Here is a 19006-nt window from a genome sequence, read left to right as displayed (position 1 = left end):
CACGATGTGCGATAAGGTGAATGTTATGGGGGTGGAAGAGTGGCTGAAAAACGTGATTATTATGAGGTACTCGGACTAAGCAAAAATGCAAGCGACGAGGAAATCAAAAAGGCTTACCGCAAGCTCGCCCGTCAGTATCACCCTGACGTAAACAAGGCAGCAGATGCAGAGGCCAAATTTAAAGAAGTAAAAGAAGCTTATGATGTCGTAAGTGACAGCCAGAAGCGTGCTCAGTACGACCAGTATGGTCACATCGATCCGAACCAAGGTGGTTTTGGCGGTGGAGACTTTGGTGGCGGCGGATTTGGCGACATCTTTGATATGTTCTTTGGCGGTGGTGGCGGGCGCCGTGACCCGAATGCTCCGCAACGGGGGAACGATCTGCAATACACCATGACCATTGAGTTCAAGGAAGCTGTATTTGGCAAGGAAACGGATATTACTATTCCGCGTACAGAAGGCTGTGACACTTGTCACGGTTCAGGTGCCAAACCAGGAACGAAGCCGGAAACATGTACGGTCTGCAAGGGTAGTGGACAACAGGAAGTCGTTCAGAATACACCATTTGGTCGTATGGTCAATCGCCGCGCTTGTTCGAACTGTAGCGGTACTGGACAGATTATCAAAGAAAAATGTACAACGTGTAGCGGTAGCGGCAAAGTTCGTAAACAGCGCAAAATCAATGTTCGCATTCCAGCTGGTGTGGATGACGGTGCACAGTTACGTATGACAGGTGAGGGTGAAGGCGGTCTGCGAGGTGGTCCTGCAGGCGACCTGTACATTGTTATTCGTGTGAAGTCTCATGACTTCTTTGAGCGCGAAGGCGATGACATCTACTGTGAAATTCCGTTGACGTTTGCTCAAGCCGCGCTCGGAGACGAGATTGAAATCCCGACACTGACCGAAAAAGTGAAGCTGAAAATTCCGGCGGGTACACAAACCGGAACGTATTTCCGTCTCAAAGGTAAAGGCGTGCCACGCCTGCGCGGTATGGGACAAGGAGATCAGCATGTGAAGGTTGTTGTGGTTACACCAAGTAAGCTGAATGACGAACAGAAAGATCTGCTTCGTCAAATTGCTGCACTGGATGGAGAACAAACTCATGAGCATGAGCAATCGTTCTTTGATCGAGTAAAACGCGCCTTTCGCGGCGACTGATTCATATATGAAGTAGTTATGAGGACACCATCGATGATCTTTGATGATCGATGGCGTCTTTTTGTATGTAAATTAGTTTGCTTCGAAGTGTTCCCAAGTGTTCCCACATGTCAGAAATTCGGTATATTCTGGACTCGGTTGCGGAAAGATAGCATGGCGGGAACGATCTGTGAAATAGATACAGATTGACAGAATTACAGGAAGCAGGTGAAGCGAATGACGGAGAAAAATATTTTGGCCTATTTTCATAGCCCTGAGCAGGCACAGGGAGCGGTCAAAAAATTGGAGGCGCTGCGAGTGGAAGACTTGTCTATTAATCGTTTTAGCCGTTATGCGGGTGTTGGGCCAAGCGGAGCCTCCTATAAACCAGGTGTCTCCGGCAGTTACTCATCATGGATACCTGATGCGATGCAAATGAGTGGCAGCTCAGGCATTATGGCTGCGGCAGACCCTGCTGCAAGCGGAATGAGTGATGGCGGACAAGGCGGCCCTACAGGCAGGGACATCCTATTAACTGTCGTTGTAGATGAAGAGGTGCATCACCGAGCAATGTCGATTATCGAACAAGCCGGTGGAATGATCTGATTTTGAAAAGGAGGAAGAACAACATGGCTAATCGACAACGACCAGGTGAAATTTTAACAAAAACGGAAAAGATGAAGCGTCTGCAGTCTGCGAAAAATGAGGATGTGGAGTTCAGCGCAGAATTGGCCGATCACGAGGATATTGAAGCTTTGCGCCGCAGTGAGGCAGCGGATCGTCGTCAAGGAAGGGAAATCAATGACTGAAGATCGCTCTGCGGTCACACTAGAGGCTGTATTCACGAGTTGGTCTGAAGCTGAATCTGCTCGCAGAGCTCTGGAGTTGCTGCATCCGAACCAGTTACGTATCGAGAGTCTGCGTGAGCATGAAGGAACAGGCGGCTCAACTGATATTAAGGAAGAAGAGCATTCACCAACAGCGGTTGTTGGCGGCTTCAGCGGCGAGCTAAATGTACTCGCTCTAATCAGTGATGAGACCGAGATGTTATCGGGAGGACAGGTGTATGAACATACACCAGAAGATGCAACGCGAAGTGTGAAGCAGGGCATTCTGCTGACGGTATCCGTTTCTCACGATTCTTTACCGCAAGCTGCAGAGATGATCACACAGAACGGCGGACGTTTTTATTAGTTGTGTTCAAGAGAAAGATCGACAGCAACGAAAAATGGGACAGGATATTCGAGCGGTTTCACTGCGGATATCCTGTTTTGTTTTCTTTTACGAGTATGCTTTGTGCTTCGGCTTGCAAGTGTAGTACAATAGTTGGGATGTTTGAATAATGAGGAGGCAAAACCACGTATGTTATGGCATGAACTAACAATACATACCACAGAAGAAGCTGTGGAGATGATTTCGAATTTTTTGCATGAAGCGGGTGCTGGAGGGGTGTCGATTGAAGAGTCCGGTACTTTAAATAAAAAACGGGATACGACGTATGGCGAGTTATATGACGTTCCTTTGAATGATATTCCCGAAGGTTTTGCGGTCATCAAAGGTTATTTCTCCGAAGGTACAGACATGACTGCCTTGCAGGCAGAAGTAAATCCGAGAATTGAAGAATTGCCCGACTTTGGAATTAATGTCGGAGAGATTCGTTACGAAACACGTACAGTGGATGAAAATGACTGGGCAACGGCTTGGAAACAATACTTCAAACCGGTGCGCATATCCGAGCGTCTGACGATCAAGCCAACGTGGGAGGAATATACACCGGAGAGCCCAGATGAAAAAATTATTGAACTTGATCCAGGAATGGCTTTTGGTACCGGGACGCATCCAACGACAACGCTCTGTTTACGTACACTGGAAAAGGTCATTCAGGGTGGCGAGGAAATGATTGATGTGGGTACAGGTTCCGGTATCTTGGCCATCGGCGCGGTACATCTAGGTGCTAAGCATGTGCTGGCACTTGATCTTGATCCGGTTGCGGTAACAAGTGCGATGGAAAACGTGGAGCTGAACAAGATGCAGCAGCAGATCACGGTCAAAGAAAGTGATCTATTGTCTGTGCTTGGAAGTCAAGACCCCGCTCTAGGTGTCAAGCTGCCAGTCAAAATTATTGTGGCCAACATCTTGGCTGAAATTATTTTGCTATTCGTTGATGATGTGTATAATGCACTGGAGTCTGGTGGGATCTATATCGTTTCGGGCATTTGGAAGAACAAGGAGCAGGTTGTACGTGATGCACTGGTGGCATCAGGATTTGAAGTTCGTGCGATCGAGCGTGAAGAGGACTGGCTAGCCTTTGAAGCCAGAAAGAGGTAGTCTATGGACTTCTTAGATCGGATTTTCCGCCTTCCGCTGGATCAATTGCCGTTTTTCCTGGTGACCATTTTGATTGCATTTACGATTCATGAATTTTCGCATGCGTATTTTGCTAATAAATTCGGTGATCCAACAGCCAAGTTGCTTGGAAGGGTCACCTTGAATCCGGTGGCGCACTTTGACCTGCTTGGGGTGCTTTTGCTTGTGATTGCAGGTTTTGGATGGGCACGTCCTGTGCCTGTAAACCGTGCGAACTTTGACAAACCGCGACTCATGGGAACGATTGTTTCTGTAGTAGGTCCACTCAGCAATCTGCTACTGGCTATTATTGGGGCAGTAATCTATGGAATATTGTTTGGATCAGGCGTGCTGGGGAACATTGAAAATGAGCGGGTAGTCACAGCTGTGATGACATTCTTGCCGATGTTCAGTGTTACGAACTTTTTCCTGTTTATGTTTAATCTCATCCCGTTACCACCACTGGACGGTTATCGTATTCTTGAAGATGTGTTGCCGCCTTCAATCAGTCGCAAGCTGCAAGGTGTGGAACAATGGTCCATCATTGTCTTTCTATTGATCTTAATTATTCCGCCATTACAGGCAGTCACAATTCAACCCCTATATTTGTTTGCTAATGACATGTACCGGGATTTAGTTGGTCTCGTTATTGAATTATATCTTTAATATAAGCTCATAAATGGTCAGTAATCGAACCGTAGTGCTGGTCATAAGCACATAAAAGTTGTATGATCATCTGTGGCGATTGGATTCTTGCCTGCTTCCAGCAGGAAGAATTCCAGTCATAACAGGAAAGAATGGGTGGACAACATATGCAGCGATATTTTGTATCTGCAGAGCAGTTCAGTGAACATGCAGTGGTGATAACAGGCGATGATGCCCGTCATATCGGCAAAGTCATGCGTGGCAAACCCGGAGACAAGCTGATTGTCAGCGACGGAAGCTCCAAAGAAGCATTGGTCGCCATCGATAGTATTGAGGCAGGGGAAGTAAAAGCGACTATCCTGGAACCGCTGGTTATGGATCGCGAAGCAAGGTTGAATGTAACGGTAGCACAAAGCTTGCCCAAAGGGGACAAGATGGAGACGGTCATTCAGAGATGTACGGAGATCGGCGCCGTATCCTTTGTGCCTTTTCTATCCGAACGTACGATTGTGCAATACGACGCTAAGAAAGAAGGCAAACGTCTGGAGCGTTGGCGGAAAATCGCCAAGGAAGCTGCTGAACAGAGCCATCGTAACCGCATTCCAACCGTTGAGCAGCCGCTTTCCTGGAAAGGGCTGTTATCTTCTTTTGGGGACTACGATCTTGTATGTTATTGTTATGAAAAAGAGGACGGCAAACATCTTAGAGATGTTCTGAAGCCGTTTGTGGGAGAGCTTGCTCCTGATGCAGGGGCAAATGTGTTGATTGTTGTTGGACCTGAGGGTGGATTTTCCGAGAAGGAAACGGCTCAGGCCGATGAGGCAGGTGCGATATCTGTTGGACTGGGCAAGCGCATTTTGCGAGCCGAGACGGCTGGTATGGCTGCACTAACTTGTGTTTTATATGAATCTGGAGAAATGGGGGGAATGTAATTATGCCATCCGTGGCGTTTTACACCTTGGGCTGCAAAGTTAACTTTTATGATACAGAGGCGATTTGGCAATTGTTCAAAAACGAGGGCTACGAACAGGTAGACTTCGACGAACAGACAGCCGATGTCTATTTGATTAATACGTGTACCGTAACGAATACAGGTGATAAAAAGAGTCGTCAAATTATCCGCCGTGCCATCCGTCGCAATCCGGATGCGATTGTAGCGGTAACCGGATGTTATGCACAGACATCTCCTGCCGAGATTCTGGATATCCCTGGCGTGGACCTGGTCATCGGAACCCAGGATCGGGATAAAATTTTGCCATATGTAAATGAAATTCAGGAATCCCGTCAGCCCGTCAATGCGGTCCGTAACATTATGAAAACACGTGTATTTGAAGAAATGGATGTACCGGATTTCGCGGATCGTACGCGTGCGTTCCTCAAAATTCAGGATGGTTGCAATAACTTCTGTACCTTCTGCATCATTCCGTGGTCCCGTGGATTGTCCCGTAGCCGTGAGGCAAACAGCATTGTTCAGCAGGCACATCAGCTCGTACAAGCGGGTTACAAAGAGATTGTCCTGACGGGTATTCATACAGGTGGGTATGGAGATGACATGGATAACTATGATCTGACCGACTTGCTGTGGGATCTAGACAAAGTGGAAGGTCTGGAACGTATCCGGATCAGTTCGATTGAAGCAAGCCAGATTGATGACCGGATGCTGGATGTTATTAAACGTTCGGATAAATTGGTCCGTCATTTCCACATTCCGCTACAAGCAGGAGATGACACGGTTCTGAAACGTATGCGCCGCAAATATACAACCGAAGAATTCTATAACAAAATGTTGCGTATACGTGAGGCTATGCCGGATGTTGCGATCACGACCGATGTTATCGTTGGTTTCCCTGGCGAAACAGATGAGATGTATCGTAACGGTTACGAGTTGATGCGTAAAATCGGTTTCTCGGAAATGCACGTATTCCCATACTCCAAACGTACAGGTACTCCGGCAGCGCGCATGGAGGACCAAGTGGATGACGAAATCAAAAATGCACGTGTGCATGAGCTGATTGAACTGTCTGAGCAGATGCAACTGGAGTATGCTGAGAAATTCGTTGGGCAAGTGCTCGAGGTTATTCCTGAAGGTGAAGCAAAAGGCCGCGAAGGCAGTGGCAAGTTGCACGGATACAGTGACAACTACATTCAACTGGTGTTCGATGGAACGCCGGATATGGTAGGCAAGGTTTGCCGCGTGAAGTTGACTGAAGCCGGTGCCAATGAAAGCCAAGGTACGCTGGTTCGTGTACTGGAAGAGAATGTGAAACCCGCCGCGATGTAATTCAGGCGCTATGTACAAGGATTTCATTTCCTTGGGGAAAATACCCGAGGAGATGAGGTCCTTCTTTGCCAAGAAAAGAAATTGAAGTCAGATGGGGGAAAACATTATGAACAAAAAAGAAATTTCAGCAGGCGGCGTTGTATACAGAACAGCTGAGGATGGCCAGATTCAAATCCAGCTCATCGTAGACCGTTATGGTAAAACGACACTTGCCAAGGGCAAAATGGAAGATGGAGAAACGATCGAACAGACGGCGCTCCGAGAAATTTTGGAAGAAACGGGTATGGTGGGCTGCATTGTGGAGCCTATTAATATTATTGCCTATACGTACGAGCATGCCGAGTTTGGTCCAGTGGACAAAGAAGTGCACTATTACCTCGTGGCAGCAGAAAGTGGTGACTTGCAGCCTCAGATCGAAGAGATTAAAGGTGTGGATTGGTATGCTCCGGAAGAGGCATGGTCCAAACAGCGGCAGAATGGATACGATAATAACGATGACATTTTGCGCATTGGCTTGAACAAACTGGGCATTAACGTATAAAACAGCACGACATTACGTTTGAATGATGGTCTACTGACCTACACATTCTGTCGCCAATAATGCGGATATCGTGAGGACTTATTAAGCGACAGGTTTCTTTGCCGACGGGGCAAGCACAGGTGTTTTTTTGTGCCAGATGGGCAAGTAACAGAACGGTAAAGCCAGCAATGAGCTGATGATGTTAAAAAGGGTCTGGGCATGCGCAATCTGTGCCCCGTGGTCCGCTGACAGCCAGGCTGACGCTGCATGCAGCTGGCCAATCAGCGGCATAAACAGCAGTGCTCCCGCAATGTTGAGTACAACATGGGAGGCTGCTACAAATTGGCCTGCGGAAGCTCCGCCCGCGGCTGCAATAACAGCGGTGATACAGGTCCCGACGTTAGACCCGATCACAATGGCGATGCCGATCTCTACAGGCAGTACGCCTGTCGCTGCTAGTGTAATCGCCATGCTAATAACTGCGGCACTGCTGTGAATCAGCGCAGTCAGGCACGCACCGGCAAGAAAACCCCACCATAGGCTATCGGTCGAACGCTCCAGAAACCATTGGAATACACCCATGCTCCGAAGTGGAACGGCGATGGATTGCATGACTTGAATGCCCGTCATGACGAGAGCAAAACCTGCTGCTGCAAGAAAGTTGAATTGGATCGTCGCTAAAGTACGGCGAGTACGTTCAGGAGCAATCTGGTTGCGTTCACCAAGGATAACAAAAACAGCCCAGCCTGTTAGAGATATAAGCAACAAAGGCAGTGCGGCACGTCCGATCTGAAGACCGACAAGCTCTGTCGTTAAGCAAGTTCCAATGTTGGTTCCCAAGATAATGCCGAGTGTGCGTCCGTAGGTAATTAAGCGCGCATTAGCTAGTCCTATGGTGAGTACCGTTACGGCAGTGCTGCTCTGTAGTAGAGCGGTCGCGCCTGCACTGAATGCCATGCCCTTCCATGGGGCAGAAGTGGCTCGGTTTAACCAGCCTGCCAGCATCGGTCCCGCCATGCGCTGTAGCGCTGTCTCCATCAGCTTCATACCGCCAAAAAAGATTATAAGTCCATATAACAGAGGCAGAATTACTTCTCTGAACATTCCGAATCATTCCTCCCGTCCCATTCCTTATCACTTATCCTATGAGGAAGCAGAGACAAGCATGACAAGCACAAGAGGAATTGAAACTGCCATCCCCCATTCAAAAGATACGGTGATTCGGCAAACGTAGCGGAGGGGGCGAAATTGAATCCGAAGAAGCGAAGTGCTCGCCTGAGAGCTTTCTGAAAGAAAGCTACATCGGAAGCATAGGCTTGTCACCGGATTTTCCCTTTGAAGAAGGGAATCCAAAAAATCTGGAAACAACAGCGATCGTAGAATCAATTCGTTCCCGGAGTGTCATAAAACTGCCAGCTCCCAATTCAAAAGATACGGTGATTCGGCAAACGTAGCGGAGGGGACGAAATTGAATTCGAAGAAGCGAAGCGCTCGCCTTTGACATCGGATTTTCCCTTTGGAGAAGGGAAACAGAAAAATCCGAGGACAACAGCGATCATAGAATCAATTCGTCCCCGGAGCGGTCTTTGCCGTCCAAACCTATCTTTTCAACTAACTTACGAAAGAAGTGGATCAATCTTGCCATCCGTAACACTGGAACGAAGCCGCAAAAAGCGGCTGGAACATGCACATCCCTGGATTTTTAAAAATGAAATTGCATCCGTAGACGGCAACCCGGAACCGGGCGATATCGTCAATGTACTGAATCATCAAGGCCGCTATTTGGCGACAGGTTATTATAATCCGGCTTCCCAGATTACCGTTCGTGTAGTCTCGTACCAGCCTTTGGAGTTTGAACAGATGGATACCGCCTTTTTTGCGGCTCGTTTCCATGACTGTCTGCGTCACCGGGAACGCTTCATTCAGGATGGCGAAGCCTACCGTCTTGTTTATGGTGAAGCTGATTTCCTACCTGGATTGATCGTTGACCGGTTTGGTAGCATTTTAGTTGTGCAGATCCTTACACTAGGTATGGACCGTTGCCGTGAAGCGATTGTCCAGGCTCTCATTGAAGTGATGCAGCCGGAAGGTATCTATGAGCGCAGTGATGTATCGATCCGTGAACTCGAAGGCCTGGAGCAGATCAAAGGACCACTCTATGGGGAATGCCCGCGTCATGTGACTGTGACTGAAAATGGGCTACTTATCAAGGTTGATATCGTGGAAGGACAGAAAACGGGTTACTTCTTCGACCAGCGTGAAAACCGGGCTGCCATTGAACCATTGATGAAAGGCTGGGGGTACAAAAGCGGCATCACCGTGCAACAGGTCGAGCATGAAGGAACAGAACAGCTGTTGCCTGTGAACAAGGGTGGCAAAGTGGTTACTTTTCCGTATTGGGACGGTGCCACCGTGCTTGAATGTTTCTCTCATACCGGCAGCTTTACGCTGAATGCGTGCAAATATGGAGCGAAAAAAGTAACCTGTCTCGATATTTCCGAGCATGCGATCGAGAGTGCGCGAACGAATGTGGAGCTAAATGGATTCACAGATCGGGTCGAATTCGTGGTAGCCGACGCCTTTCAATATCTGCGTGAGCAAGTCAAAGGACTTGATGAGCGCAATGCGCGAGCACGAGCATCTGAGCAAAAGGTAGATACTTCCAAAGCGTTGTCCAGTGCTGGAAAAACGTTTGATGTCGTTATCCTTGATCCACCTGCCTTTGCCAAAACAAAATCAGCTGTCAAAGGGGCTTGCCGCGGCTACAAGGATATCAACTTGCAGGGCATGAAACTGGTCAACGAGGGTGGATATTTGGTAACCGCAAGCTGTTCCTACCACATGCGTCCTGACCTCTTCCTGGAAACGATTGCGGATGCAGCTGAAGATGCAGGTAAGGTATTACGTTTAATCGACTGGAAAGCAGCTGGCAAGGATCACCCGCAAATTTTGGGCGTAGATGAAGGGCATTACCTGAAATTCGCTATTTTTGAAGTGAGAAGCAAAAAAAATTAAGAATACTCTAAATTATAGAATGACACATGTACCCTGTGAGATAGACACTTTAAAAAGTCCATCTTATAGGGTATTTTATTATGAGAAAAAGCTTGGTCTTGGCGAGTAGCTTATATTATTGGTTGAAAAGGAACAGCGTTCACTCTTCGTCCTGACTCGTTTATGTCTAGGTTAACAACCGAAGGAATTAATTTCGAAAAAGGAGGAGGTCTGCTCGATATGGTTACGGGGATATTATTTGAAACGCGTAATTATAGACGTAGCAGGCGTACATTGACATGCGAAATCTAAAAGAAGGTATTCGAAAACAATTTTATACTGAATTGGGGAAATTCATTGCACCGGAAGGGTATGTGGAATATAGAGAGGCTGATTCGAGCCCAACGGACTATACTTTCAAAAAAAATGTTAAGCCGGGTGTAGTTTGGAGCTTACATAGTCATCTCACTCATTCAAAACCGCCATATGCTGTATTTACAATCATGGCCTGCCGTTATGAAGCTGCCACTGAACGTTTACGTACTTTTCTTGAAAAGCATCAAATCACGTTGATCTCAAATGCTCCAGTCGGCTTCGGCAATAGTGTTGAAAGGTATACACAGCAAAAACATTCTGTTCTTGTTTCCTCTGAAAATATACAAGAAGCTGCTCAGCAAACAGCAGACAGGTTCAAGGAAGCTGAAAGCAAGTATTTGCTGCCGCGCATAGATCAAGCTGTTGCTGTTGATGAATATTTGACCAAACGACCGCATCACTGGCCTACGGGTGATCTTTTTAACTGCTGTGTAACGATTTTAAGCTACGGGTTGCTTACCAATGATCGGGCATTAGTGCAAAAGGGGATCGAACGTACATTTGAGATTTTGAACAAGCCGGGATATAGCCAGAGAAACCGGGATTTTTTCGAGGCCTTACAGAAGGTTGTAGAGCATGAATTCATTTAACGAAATTGTAAACTTGAAAACAACTACTAGGCGTATCTGTCACCGAGTTTGGTAATAAACGTCAATCCATAGGGAGCTGCTGGCTGTATTGAACAGGCGGCGGCTTTTTTTAATAGCCATATTGTGTTCTTATTAGGTGGATCATGGCAAACGTATGTTCCGAAGCGGAGAAGGTATGGTATACTGGAAATTAAAATCTTGTACGTGCAGTTTGGAGGATGACACATGTCCGTACGCTTTGTTATTGGCCGGGCAGGCAGTGGTAAGAGCACACTGATTACCCGAGAAATCACATCTCTGCTTAGGCATGAGCCCCAAGGAAAACCGTTGATTTTACTCGTTCCCGAACAAAGCTCGTTCCGGACAGAGCAGGCGCTGGTATCTTCGGGAGATATCAAAGGTACGATGCGTGCCGAAGTTCTTGGATTTCGTCGTCTGGCTTATCGCGTCATGCAGGAGGCTGGCGGTTCTGCTCGCGTTCCGATCGGAGCCGAGGGCAAAAAGATGCTTTTATATAAAGTCATTCAGCGTAGGAAAGAAGAACTGAGACTGTTTGCTGCTTCGGGAAGCCAGCTTGGCTTTATCGGGGAATTGACTAATTTATATAGTGAGTTTAAACGTTATGAAGTTCATGCTTTGGCACTCGAAGAAGGGCTTGCAACATGGAGCATCGCATCGGCCTCACCTATTTTGAAGGATAAGCTCCATGATTTGAATCTGATCTACCATGATTATGAGAAGGAATTGGCGGATTTATATATAGATGATGAAGATACATTGAATGAACTGACAGGTCGTTTGCCAGAAAGTACATGGTTGCAGGGGGCCGAGGTCTGGATTGACGGATTCCATGGATTCACTCCGCAGGAGATGAGTGTAATAGGACAGCTCATGTTACAAGCTTCGTCTGTAACGATTTCCCTGACGCTTGATCGCACGTACGAACAAGGTGTGCTCCCTGGGGAACTTGAATTATTTTATCCAACGGCAAGTGCATATGTGCGTCTCAAAGGAATGGCTGAACATTTGGGTGTGTCTGCCGATACAACTGTTCTCCATGATGAAGTCTTGCCGAGATTCAAGGAGCGGCCAGGGCTTGCCCATCTGGAGGCCGGTTTTGATCGGCGTATTCGCTGGAGAAGTCAGGGTGAGGATTCAGGTATACGCTTGATGGCTGCGGAGAATCGCCGGGCAGAGCTGGAGGGTGCACTACGTGAGATGCGTCGCCTAACCCAAGAAGAAGGAGCAAGATATCGGGATATGGCGGTATTGGTTCGCGGATTGGAGACCTATGCTGATATTGCGGAACCGTTATTCAGGGATTATGATGTTCCGGTCTTTCTGGATCGAAGACGAAGTGAGTTACATCATCCATTATCCGAATTTATTCGTGCTGCATTAGATATCGTCCGCCGTAACTGGCGTTATGAGGATGTTTTTCGCTGTGTCAAGACGGATCTGCTGCTTCCGCTCGATGGTTCCATCACGCGTGAGGATATGGATCAGCTGGAGAACTATGTGCTTGCTTGCGGTATTCATGGATATCGGTGGAACGATGGAAAGCCGTGGAAATATGTGCCGAGTCTCTCACTGGAGGATAATGCACAGGAAGAACGAAGCCGAGGACGAGATGCGGTGTTATCGCTGATGGAAAGCTGCAGAACCTTGATTACGTCGGCACTCGGCACGTTTGAGAAACGAATGAAAAAAGCAAAAACGGCTACTGCTCAGTGTGAGGCATTATTCAGACTGTTAGAGGATGCAGATATTGCGCATAAGCTGGATCAGATGTCTGCTGAAGCCAAGGCACAGGGAGACCCGGAGCGTTCCAGAGAGCATCGTCAAATGTGGGGGGCCGTGTTGGATCTTCTTGACCAGATGGTCGATATGATGGGCAATGAACGCCTGGACATCACTTTGTTTGCGGGCATGATGGAGACGGGACTGACTGAGCTCAAGCTGGGGCTTGTTCCCCCGGCCCTTGACCAGGTGCTGTTTGGTTCGATGGATCGTACTCGTCTGCGTGATATGAAATATGTATTTATTCTTGGGGCGGTTGATGGGGAATTGCCAGCGATCCCTCAGGACAACGGAGTACTAACGGAGCAGGAAAGATTGTTGCTGACAGAGAGAGGTATGGGTCTGGGACCTGGTGCAACGAGACTGATGCTGGATGAACGTTTTCTCATCTATACCGCTCTGACCGCTGCCAGCAAGCAGTTATGGCTGAGCTATCCTGTCGCAGATGATGAGGGTAAGTCATTACTCCCTTCCGAGATTGTGCGCCATGTACGCAAAATGTTTGGATTGCAAGAGCAGCCTTTGCTTGCTCAGCCGCCCGTCTCGGATCTGGAATCCGTGCACCTCTCTTACGCGATTCATCCAGAACAAAGCCTCTCCATGCTGATTGGACAATTGCGCAGATGGCGTAGAGGAGAAGACATTCCTGAAATATGGTGGGCCGTCTACAATTGGCATGTGAACCGGGAAGCGAGTCGTCCTCAGCTGGAGCGGTTGCTGGGTTCTGTCTTTTATCGTAACCGTGCGCGGCGACTGGATACTTCGACCAGCCGCAGGCTGTACGGTACGGAGGTGAGAACGAGTGTTTCACGGATGGAGCGGTTTGTAGCCTGTCCATTCTCTCATTTTGCATCACATGGACTGAAGCTGAAGGATCGGCAATTATATCGCCTCCAAGCTCCGGATATCGGGCAACTATTCCATGCTGCACTGAGTCAACTGGCGATGCGCCTGCGTGAGGAAAATCGGAGCTGGGGCAGTCTGACACCCGAACAATGTCGCCAGGAAGCCGAGCAGACGGTGGAGCAGATCGCTCCGCAACTCCAAGGAGAAATTTTGCTTAGCACAAAGCGTTATGGGTATATCTTCCGCAAATTAAAAGATATCGTCAGCCGGGCATCCGTTATTTTGGGCGAACAGTCCAGACGCGGTAGTTTTGAACCGATTGGATTGGAGCTGGATTTTGGTCCAGGGAAACCTTTGCCGCCGTTGCGTTTTGAACTGGAGAATGGGTGTGTACTGGAGATTGTCGGCCGGATCGATCGCGTGGATGTCGCTGAAGGAGAGAACGGTCTGTTGTTAAGAGTAATTGACTACAAATCAAGTCAGACCGATCTCAAGCTTCATGAAGTCTACTACGGGCTATCGTTGCAAATGCTCACCTATCTGGAGGTGTTGCTTAGCGCTGCTGAAGAGTGGTTAGGAGAAACGGCGATGCCAGGAGGCACCCTCTATTTCCATGTGCATAATCCACTATTGCAATCCGCAAACGGCATGACATCGGAACAGGCAGAACAAGAACTTCTGAAACGTTTTAAAATGAAGGGTTTGCTGCTCGCTGACCGTGATGCTGTTGCTCAAATGGATAATACCCTTGATAAAGGACATTCCGCCATTATTCCGGTGGCATTAAAAGCAGATGGCAGCTTTTATAGCAGTGCTGCTGTCGCGACGCCAGAACAATGGGATACGCTGCTTGCTGCTGTTCGCGGCAATATTCGTGAGATTGGAACTCGTATTACAGATGGAGATACAGCCATTGAACCCTATCGGATACAGCAGGAGATCGCCTGTACGTTCTGTTCATACAAATCACTCTGTCAGTTTGATGAAAATATTGAGGGGAACGACTATAAACTGCTGTCCAAACCGGGCAAACAGCAAGTTTGGGACATGTTGTCTCACAGCAAGGAAGGGGAAACGTTATGATGCATATGCCTAAACCGGAAGGCAGCTTCTGGAGTGATGATCAGTGGAGCGCCATTGCTGAACATGGAGAAGATATTCTGGTCGCCGCGGCTGCAGGATCGGGAAAAACGGCTGTTCTGGTGGAGCGTATTATTCGCAAAATCGCAGACCCTTCCCAAGGATTCAGCGTGGACCGCTTGCTGGTAGCCACGTTCACGAAGGCGGCGGCGGCCGAGATGAAACAGCGTATTCGCGAAGCGCTGGAGCGTGCGCTTGAGGAGCAACCGGAGGAGGAGCATTTGCGCAGGCAGTTGTCGTTGCTTGGACGAGCATCCATTACAACGCTGCACTCCTTCTGTATGGAAGTCATTCGCAGGTATTATCAGCAGATTCCGCTAAATCCGGCTTTTCGAATTCTGAATGAAAATGAGGCTGAGATGCTTCGTCAGGAATTGCTGGAGGAGTTGTTTGAAGAAAAGTATGGCGAAGAAGACGAGGGCAGTACGTTTCGCGAACTGGTGGACTGGTTCAGTGGAGAGCGAAATGATGATGCAATGCACCGGCTAGTACAGCGTTTATACGATTTCTCGCGAAGCCATTCCTGGTCAGATCACTGGCTGATGGAGATGGCTGAAGCTTTTCAGGTGGAAAGTGTAGAGGCACTGGGGCAATCGGCATGGGTGCAGAGCATTTTACGGGATGCGGCTCTCGCTTTAAGCGGGGCGGCGGGTTTGTTGCGTCAAGGGATTCAGATTTCGTTGCAACCGGAGGGTCCTGCACCTTATGCGGAGACACTCAAAGAGGATTTGGCGATGGTTGAAGAGCTTTTATCCGCTGTTGAGGTCATGCCTTGGGATAGGTTGCCTGAGGTGTTCCAGCCAGCTGCATTCGGCAAATTGAAGCCTTGTAAAAAAGATCAGACCGATCCTGGGCTACAGGAACAGGTGAAGGAGTTGCGGGAAACGGCCAAAAAGGCTGTCGCTGACCTGAAAGGTTCACTTTTTGGCAGGAGTGCATTCACTTTTTGGCAGGAGCTGGAACAGGCTGCGCCGCTGATGCGGGAGCTTTCCCGTCTAGTTAGCACCTTTGGCGAACGGTATCTTCAGGCGAAGCAGGAACGCGGACAAGTGGATTTTAACGATCTGGAGCACTATTGTCTGCACATTTTGCGCCATGAGGATTCGACCCCTGAACATTCAATGCCGTCAGATGCGGCGATGGAATATCGTGCACGTTTTGATGAAGTGTTGCTCGACGAATACCAGGATACCAACACGGTTCAGGAGGATATCGTTAGGCTAATCTCCAGAGAAAATCCAGGTAATCGATTTATGGTTGGTGATGTTAAACAGAGCATATACCGTTTCCGCTTGGCTGAACCGGGTCTGTTCATGAACAAATATCGTAACTACACTCCGAGTGTTCATGTGGATACAGGTGATAACGAAGAGAGTGGTACAAGAACGGGTATAGCAACGGGAACAGGGAAACGAATCGACCTTGCCCGCAATTTCCGTAGTCGTGCCGAAGTGGTGCATTCCGTCAACGTCATATTCAGACAGTTGATGAATGAAGGGGTCGCTGAGATCGCTTATGATGAACGAGCTCAGCTGGCTTACGGGGCTTCCTTTCCAACAGATACACTTGGAAGTGAGGCCTACACACCTGAGCTTGTGTTAATTGATCGCCAAGGCAGCGGAATCGATGGTTCGGAAGGTACGGAAGACGGTGTGGATGCAACCGCAGTTGCAGAACTGGAGAGTGCCGAACTCGAAACGGCTCAATTGGAAGCGCGCGCCATCGCAGGGCGTATTCGAGAGATGGTCGGAGAGACAGACAAGCCTGCGCTGAGTGTGTATGACAAGGCTTTGCAAACGATGCGTCCGGCACGTTATGGAGACATTGTTATTTTGTTGCGTTCCACGCTGATGTGGGCACCGCTGATGATTGAGGAATTCAGACAGCAGGGTATCCCTGCAGGTGGAGAGCAGAGCAAGGGATATTTTCAAGCTACGGAAGTGGAAGTGATGTTATCTCTGTTGCAGCTTGTGGACAATCCAAGACAGGATATTCCTCTGGCCTCCGTACTTCGTTCTCCCATGGTTGGGTTAGATGAAGAAGAGCTTGCTCAGATTCGTCTGGGGGATAAAAGACAGTCCTTCTATGATGCCGTTGTTTCGGCTACAGGGGAGTGGAGAAATGCCCTCGATGTGACTGGTCAACGTTCTGAGTCGGGAAGGGATTCGTATGTTGACGATTTGGTTCAGATGCAGTGGCCAGAAGGCTGGTCCGAAATCGAACAGGCTCAGCGTCAATCCGCTGTTACTGCGGAGATGGAGATTGATTCAGAAGAATATCTGCAAACTGAAATTGGTGAACAAGATGCAGGCTTTATGGGTGGAATAGAAGAAAAAGAACTCGCGCACTCGCAGTTGCAACAGAAACTCATTCATTTCATGCGTCAGTTGGAACAGTGGAGACTTGAGGCAAGACAAGGCAGTTTAAGTGAGCTGATCTGGCGCATTTATAGGGAAACCGGATATTTGGATTGGGTTGGCGGGCTTCCTGGTGGGCAGCAGCGTCAAAGTAATCTGAAGGCTCTGTATGATCGGGCGCGTCAATATGAGGAAGCAACTGCAAACCGCGGGCTGTTCCGGTTCCTGACTTATGTCTCAAGACTACGGGAAAATGGCGGAGACCTGGGCACCGTAGCCAGCGGTTCAGGGGAACAGGATAATGCGGTCCGAATTATGACGATCCATCGAAGCAAAGGGTTGGAGTTCCCGATTGTGTTTGTTGGCGGTATCTCCAAAATGTTTAATCAACAAGATCTGCATGCACCGTTTCTGATGCACAAGGAACTTGGCTTTGGGCCGAGGTTTGTGGATCGTGACAACAGGGTGGCCTATCCTACATTAGCCAATCTGGCTATTCGTCGCCGTGCTCAGTTTGAACTGCTGGCGGAAGAAATGCGAGTGCTGTATGTGGCTTTAACCCGTCCAAAAGAAAAGATGGTGCTGGTAGGCACCGTGAAGGACGCTGCCAAAAAGGCACAAACCTGGTCACAGGTTAAAGACAGTCCAGAGCTTGCGCTACCCGATTATCTGCTTGCTGCGGGACGAAATTATCTGGATTGGATCGGGCCAGCGCTGATCAGACACCGGGACGCCGCGGTGTTGCGTGAGCTTGCAGGTGATCGTGATTCTTATGCGGCTTGCCTTGCGAGTGATGAATCACGCTGGAGCATATCCGTGGTTGCTGCGGATCGGGTATCTCTCCAGCAACACGCCGACCTTGTGGAGCGTGAAGAAGATGAATTAACTGGATTGCGGAGAGAACGATTGGCTGCTCTGCATGCGGCGAAACCCGTCAGATTAAACCCATCGACAGAAGTGATCGATAACACCGGGAGCATACAAGCCAATCCGGTTTCAGAGATTGAATCGGTAACGACAGATCAGAAGACGGATGAACGGACAGAACTAAAAGCGAACAGTGAAGAGGTTCTGGAAGTTAATGTTCAAAATGCACTTGTGCGTGAGATAGATAAGCGGCTTTCCTGGACCTATCCATATGAATCAGCTTCACAAGTGGCGGCGAGCACTTCAGTAACCGAAATCAAGAGTCTGTTATCGACGCAGGAGGATACTTCATACCCCGTTATGGAAGAGCTGCAGGAGCAAGCTTGGACTGGAGGCAGTGATAGTAAGTGGAATGGAAGCAATGATAGTAAGACGAGTCCAGCGACACAAGCTTCGTTCAAATTACACTTGCGTCGTCCCAAATTCATGGGAGAGCGGCAACTGACAGGAACAGAACGGGGAACGGTGTACCACACGCTCATGCAGCATCTCCCTGTAGACGGATCTGTTGTGGATGAAGTGATTGTTGATGAGACGATTTCGCGCCTGCTGGCGATTCAAATATTGCTTCCTTATCAAGCAGAGGCGATTGAACGAAGTGAACTGATTGCTTTTTTTGATACACAACCAGGAATGGAGATGTTGCGTGCGGCGTGGATTCGAAGGGAAATCCCGTTCACGTATGGTCTCCCGGCAGATCAATCTCCTGAGGAATGGATTCGTGGGTTACGGCCAAACGAGGAGCAGGAGATACACAGTGAAAACGATAGAGTACAGGCTGTGCTGCAGGATGAAACGGTGCTCGTCAGGGGGATTATTGACTGTCTCTATGAGGTTGATGGTGAACTTGTTCTGCTAGATTACAAGACGGATCGAGTGCTTGAACATCGCGGAGGAGTGGAACCTCTGGTTGAAAACTATCGTTTCCAGCTACGGCTGTATAAACGGGCAATTGAAGATATATTGGGTCGCCAAGTCGACCACATGTGGCTTTATTTTTTCGATGGCGGTCATGCGGTTAAATTATAAAAGGTTTAGAGAGTTTTTG

14 protein-coding genes are annotated in these 19006 nt (G+C 48.5%); 13 read left to right on the top strand and 1 reads right to left on the bottom strand.

Annotation, left to right across the window (positions count from 1 at the left end):
* Positions 1-39 precede the first annotated feature (39 nt).
* From dnaJ to MHI38_RS07835, 9 genes are all read left to right on the top strand, one after another.
* Positions 40-1158 (top strand): molecular chaperone DnaJ, encoded by a 1119-nt coding sequence (gene dnaJ, locus MHI38_RS07875; RefSeq protein WP_090914789.1) that lies wholly within the window; start codon positions 40-42, stop codon positions 1156-1158.
* 216 nt (positions 1159-1374) lie between these two features.
* Positions 1375-1743: a hypothetical protein gene (locus tag MHI38_RS07870; protein ID WP_341181134.1), complete on the top strand. Its 369-nt coding sequence runs from the start codon at positions 1375-1377 to the stop codon at positions 1741-1743.
* Between the two features lie 23 nt (positions 1744-1766).
* Positions 1767-1946, top strand: coding sequence for a YfhD family protein (locus MHI38_RS07865; protein WP_090914785.1), 180 nt, complete (start codon positions 1767-1769; stop codon positions 1944-1946).
* On the top strand, positions 1939-2331 hold the full coding sequence (locus tag MHI38_RS07860) for a hypothetical protein (protein ID WP_090914783.1): 393 nt from the start codon (positions 1939-1941) through the stop codon (positions 2329-2331). Before MHI38_RS07865 ends, MHI38_RS07860 begins: the two co-directional genes overlap by 8 nt.
* Before the next feature lie 168 nt (positions 2332-2499).
* Positions 2500-3465, top strand: a complete 966-nt coding sequence (gene prmA, locus MHI38_RS07855) for a 50S ribosomal protein L11 methyltransferase (protein WP_341181133.1) — start codon at positions 2500-2502, stop codon at positions 3463-3465.
* A 3-nt stretch (positions 3466-3468) separates the two neighbouring features.
* The gene (locus MHI38_RS07850) at positions 3469-4149 is read left to right on the top strand and encodes a site-2 protease family protein (RefSeq protein ID WP_090914779.1); all 681 of its coding nucleotides are present in this window, start codon (positions 3469-3471) and stop codon (positions 4147-4149) included.
* A 146-nt stretch (positions 4150-4295) separates the two neighbouring features.
* Positions 4296-5060 carry an RsmE family RNA methyltransferase gene (locus tag MHI38_RS07845; RefSeq protein WP_154957796.1) on the top strand — a complete coding sequence of 255 codons (765 nt, stop codon included), beginning with the start codon at positions 4296-4298 and terminating at the stop codon, positions 5058-5060.
* Between the two features lie 2 nt (positions 5061-5062).
* Positions 5063-6409, top strand: coding sequence for a tRNA (N(6)-L-threonylcarbamoyladenosine(37)-C(2))-methylthiotransferase MtaB (gene mtaB / locus MHI38_RS07840; RefSeq protein WP_090914775.1), 1347 nt, complete (start codon positions 5063-5065; stop codon positions 6407-6409).
* Between the two features lie 103 nt (positions 6410-6512).
* Complete coding sequence (locus tag MHI38_RS07835) at positions 6513-6950, top strand: NUDIX hydrolase (RefSeq protein ID WP_445667226.1); 438 nt, start codon at positions 6513-6515, stop codon at positions 6948-6950.
* Positions 6951-7031: 81 nt separating this feature from the next.
* Here the strand turns inward: MHI38_RS07835 and MHI38_RS07830 are convergent, their stop codons facing one another.
* Entirely contained in the window at positions 7032-8033 is a 1002-nt protein-coding gene (locus tag MHI38_RS07830; RefSeq protein ID WP_253492522.1) for a Na/Pi cotransporter family protein, read from the bottom strand.
* A gap of 534 nt (positions 8034-8567) precedes the next feature.
* On the opposite strand from MHI38_RS07830, the gene MHI38_RS07825 reads away from it, so the two are divergent.
* The 4 genes from MHI38_RS07825 to addA all read left to right on the top strand — a co-directional run bounded on the left by MHI38_RS07825 (position 8568) and on the right by addA (position 18987).
* Positions 8568-9944, top strand: a complete 1377-nt coding sequence (locus MHI38_RS07825; RefSeq protein ID WP_341181131.1) for a class I SAM-dependent rRNA methyltransferase — start codon at positions 8568-8570, stop codon at positions 9942-9944.
* A gap of 323 nt (positions 9945-10267) precedes the next feature.
* Positions 10268-10888, top strand: a complete 621-nt coding sequence (locus tag MHI38_RS07820; protein ID WP_341181130.1) for a hypothetical protein — start codon at positions 10268-10270, stop codon at positions 10886-10888.
* A gap of 225 nt (positions 10889-11113) precedes the next feature.
* Complete coding sequence (gene addB, locus MHI38_RS07815) at positions 11114-14617, top strand: helicase-exonuclease AddAB subunit AddB (protein WP_341181129.1); 3504 nt, start codon at positions 11114-11116, stop codon at positions 14615-14617.
* Entirely contained in the window at positions 14614-18987 is a 4374-nt protein-coding gene (gene addA / locus MHI38_RS07810; protein WP_341181128.1) for a helicase-exonuclease AddAB subunit AddA, read from the top strand. Before addB ends, addA begins: the two co-directional genes overlap by 4 nt.
* The last annotated feature ends 19 nt before the right edge of the window (positions 18988-19006 follow it).

It is taken from the genome of Paenibacillus sp. FSL K6-1558 (genome assembly GCF_038002565.1).
GTDB classification, from domain to species: Bacteria; Bacillota; Bacilli; order Paenibacillales; family Paenibacillaceae; genus Paenibacillus; species Paenibacillus polysaccharolyticus.
This window is presented reverse-complemented; position numbering and strand designations above follow the sequence as displayed.

Coding starts and splice junctions, on each gene's coding strand:
- MHI38_RS07830 (WP_253492522.1), bottom strand. CDS start 8,033: ATGTTCAGAGAAGTAATTCTGCCTCTGTTATATGGACTTATAATCTTT.
- MHI38_RS07870 (WP_341181134.1), top strand. CDS start 1,375: ATGACGGAGAAAAATATTTTGGCCTATTTTCATAGCCCTGAGCAGGCA.
- MHI38_RS07845 (WP_154957796.1), top strand. CDS start 4,296: ATGCAGCGATATTTTGTATCTGCAGAGCAGTTCAGTGAACATGCAGTG.
- addB (WP_341181129.1), top strand. CDS start 11,114: ATGTCCGTACGCTTTGTTATTGGCCGGGCAGGCAGTGGTAAGAGCACA.
- addA (WP_341181128.1), top strand. CDS start 14,614: ATGATGCATATGCCTAAACCGGAAGGCAGCTTCTGGAGTGATGATCAG.
- MHI38_RS07865 (WP_090914785.1), top strand. CDS start 1,767: ATGGCTAATCGACAACGACCAGGTGAAATTTTAACAAAAACGGAAAAG.
- mtaB (WP_090914775.1), top strand. CDS start 5,063: ATGCCATCCGTGGCGTTTTACACCTTGGGCTGCAAAGTTAACTTTTAT.
- MHI38_RS07850 (WP_090914779.1), top strand. CDS start 3,469: ATGGACTTCTTAGATCGGATTTTCCGCCTTCCGCTGGATCAATTGCCG.
- prmA (WP_341181133.1), top strand. CDS start 2,500: ATGTTATGGCATGAACTAACAATACATACCACAGAAGAAGCTGTGGAG.
- MHI38_RS07860 (WP_090914783.1), top strand. CDS start 1,939: ATGACTGAAGATCGCTCTGCGGTCACACTAGAGGCTGTATTCACGAGT.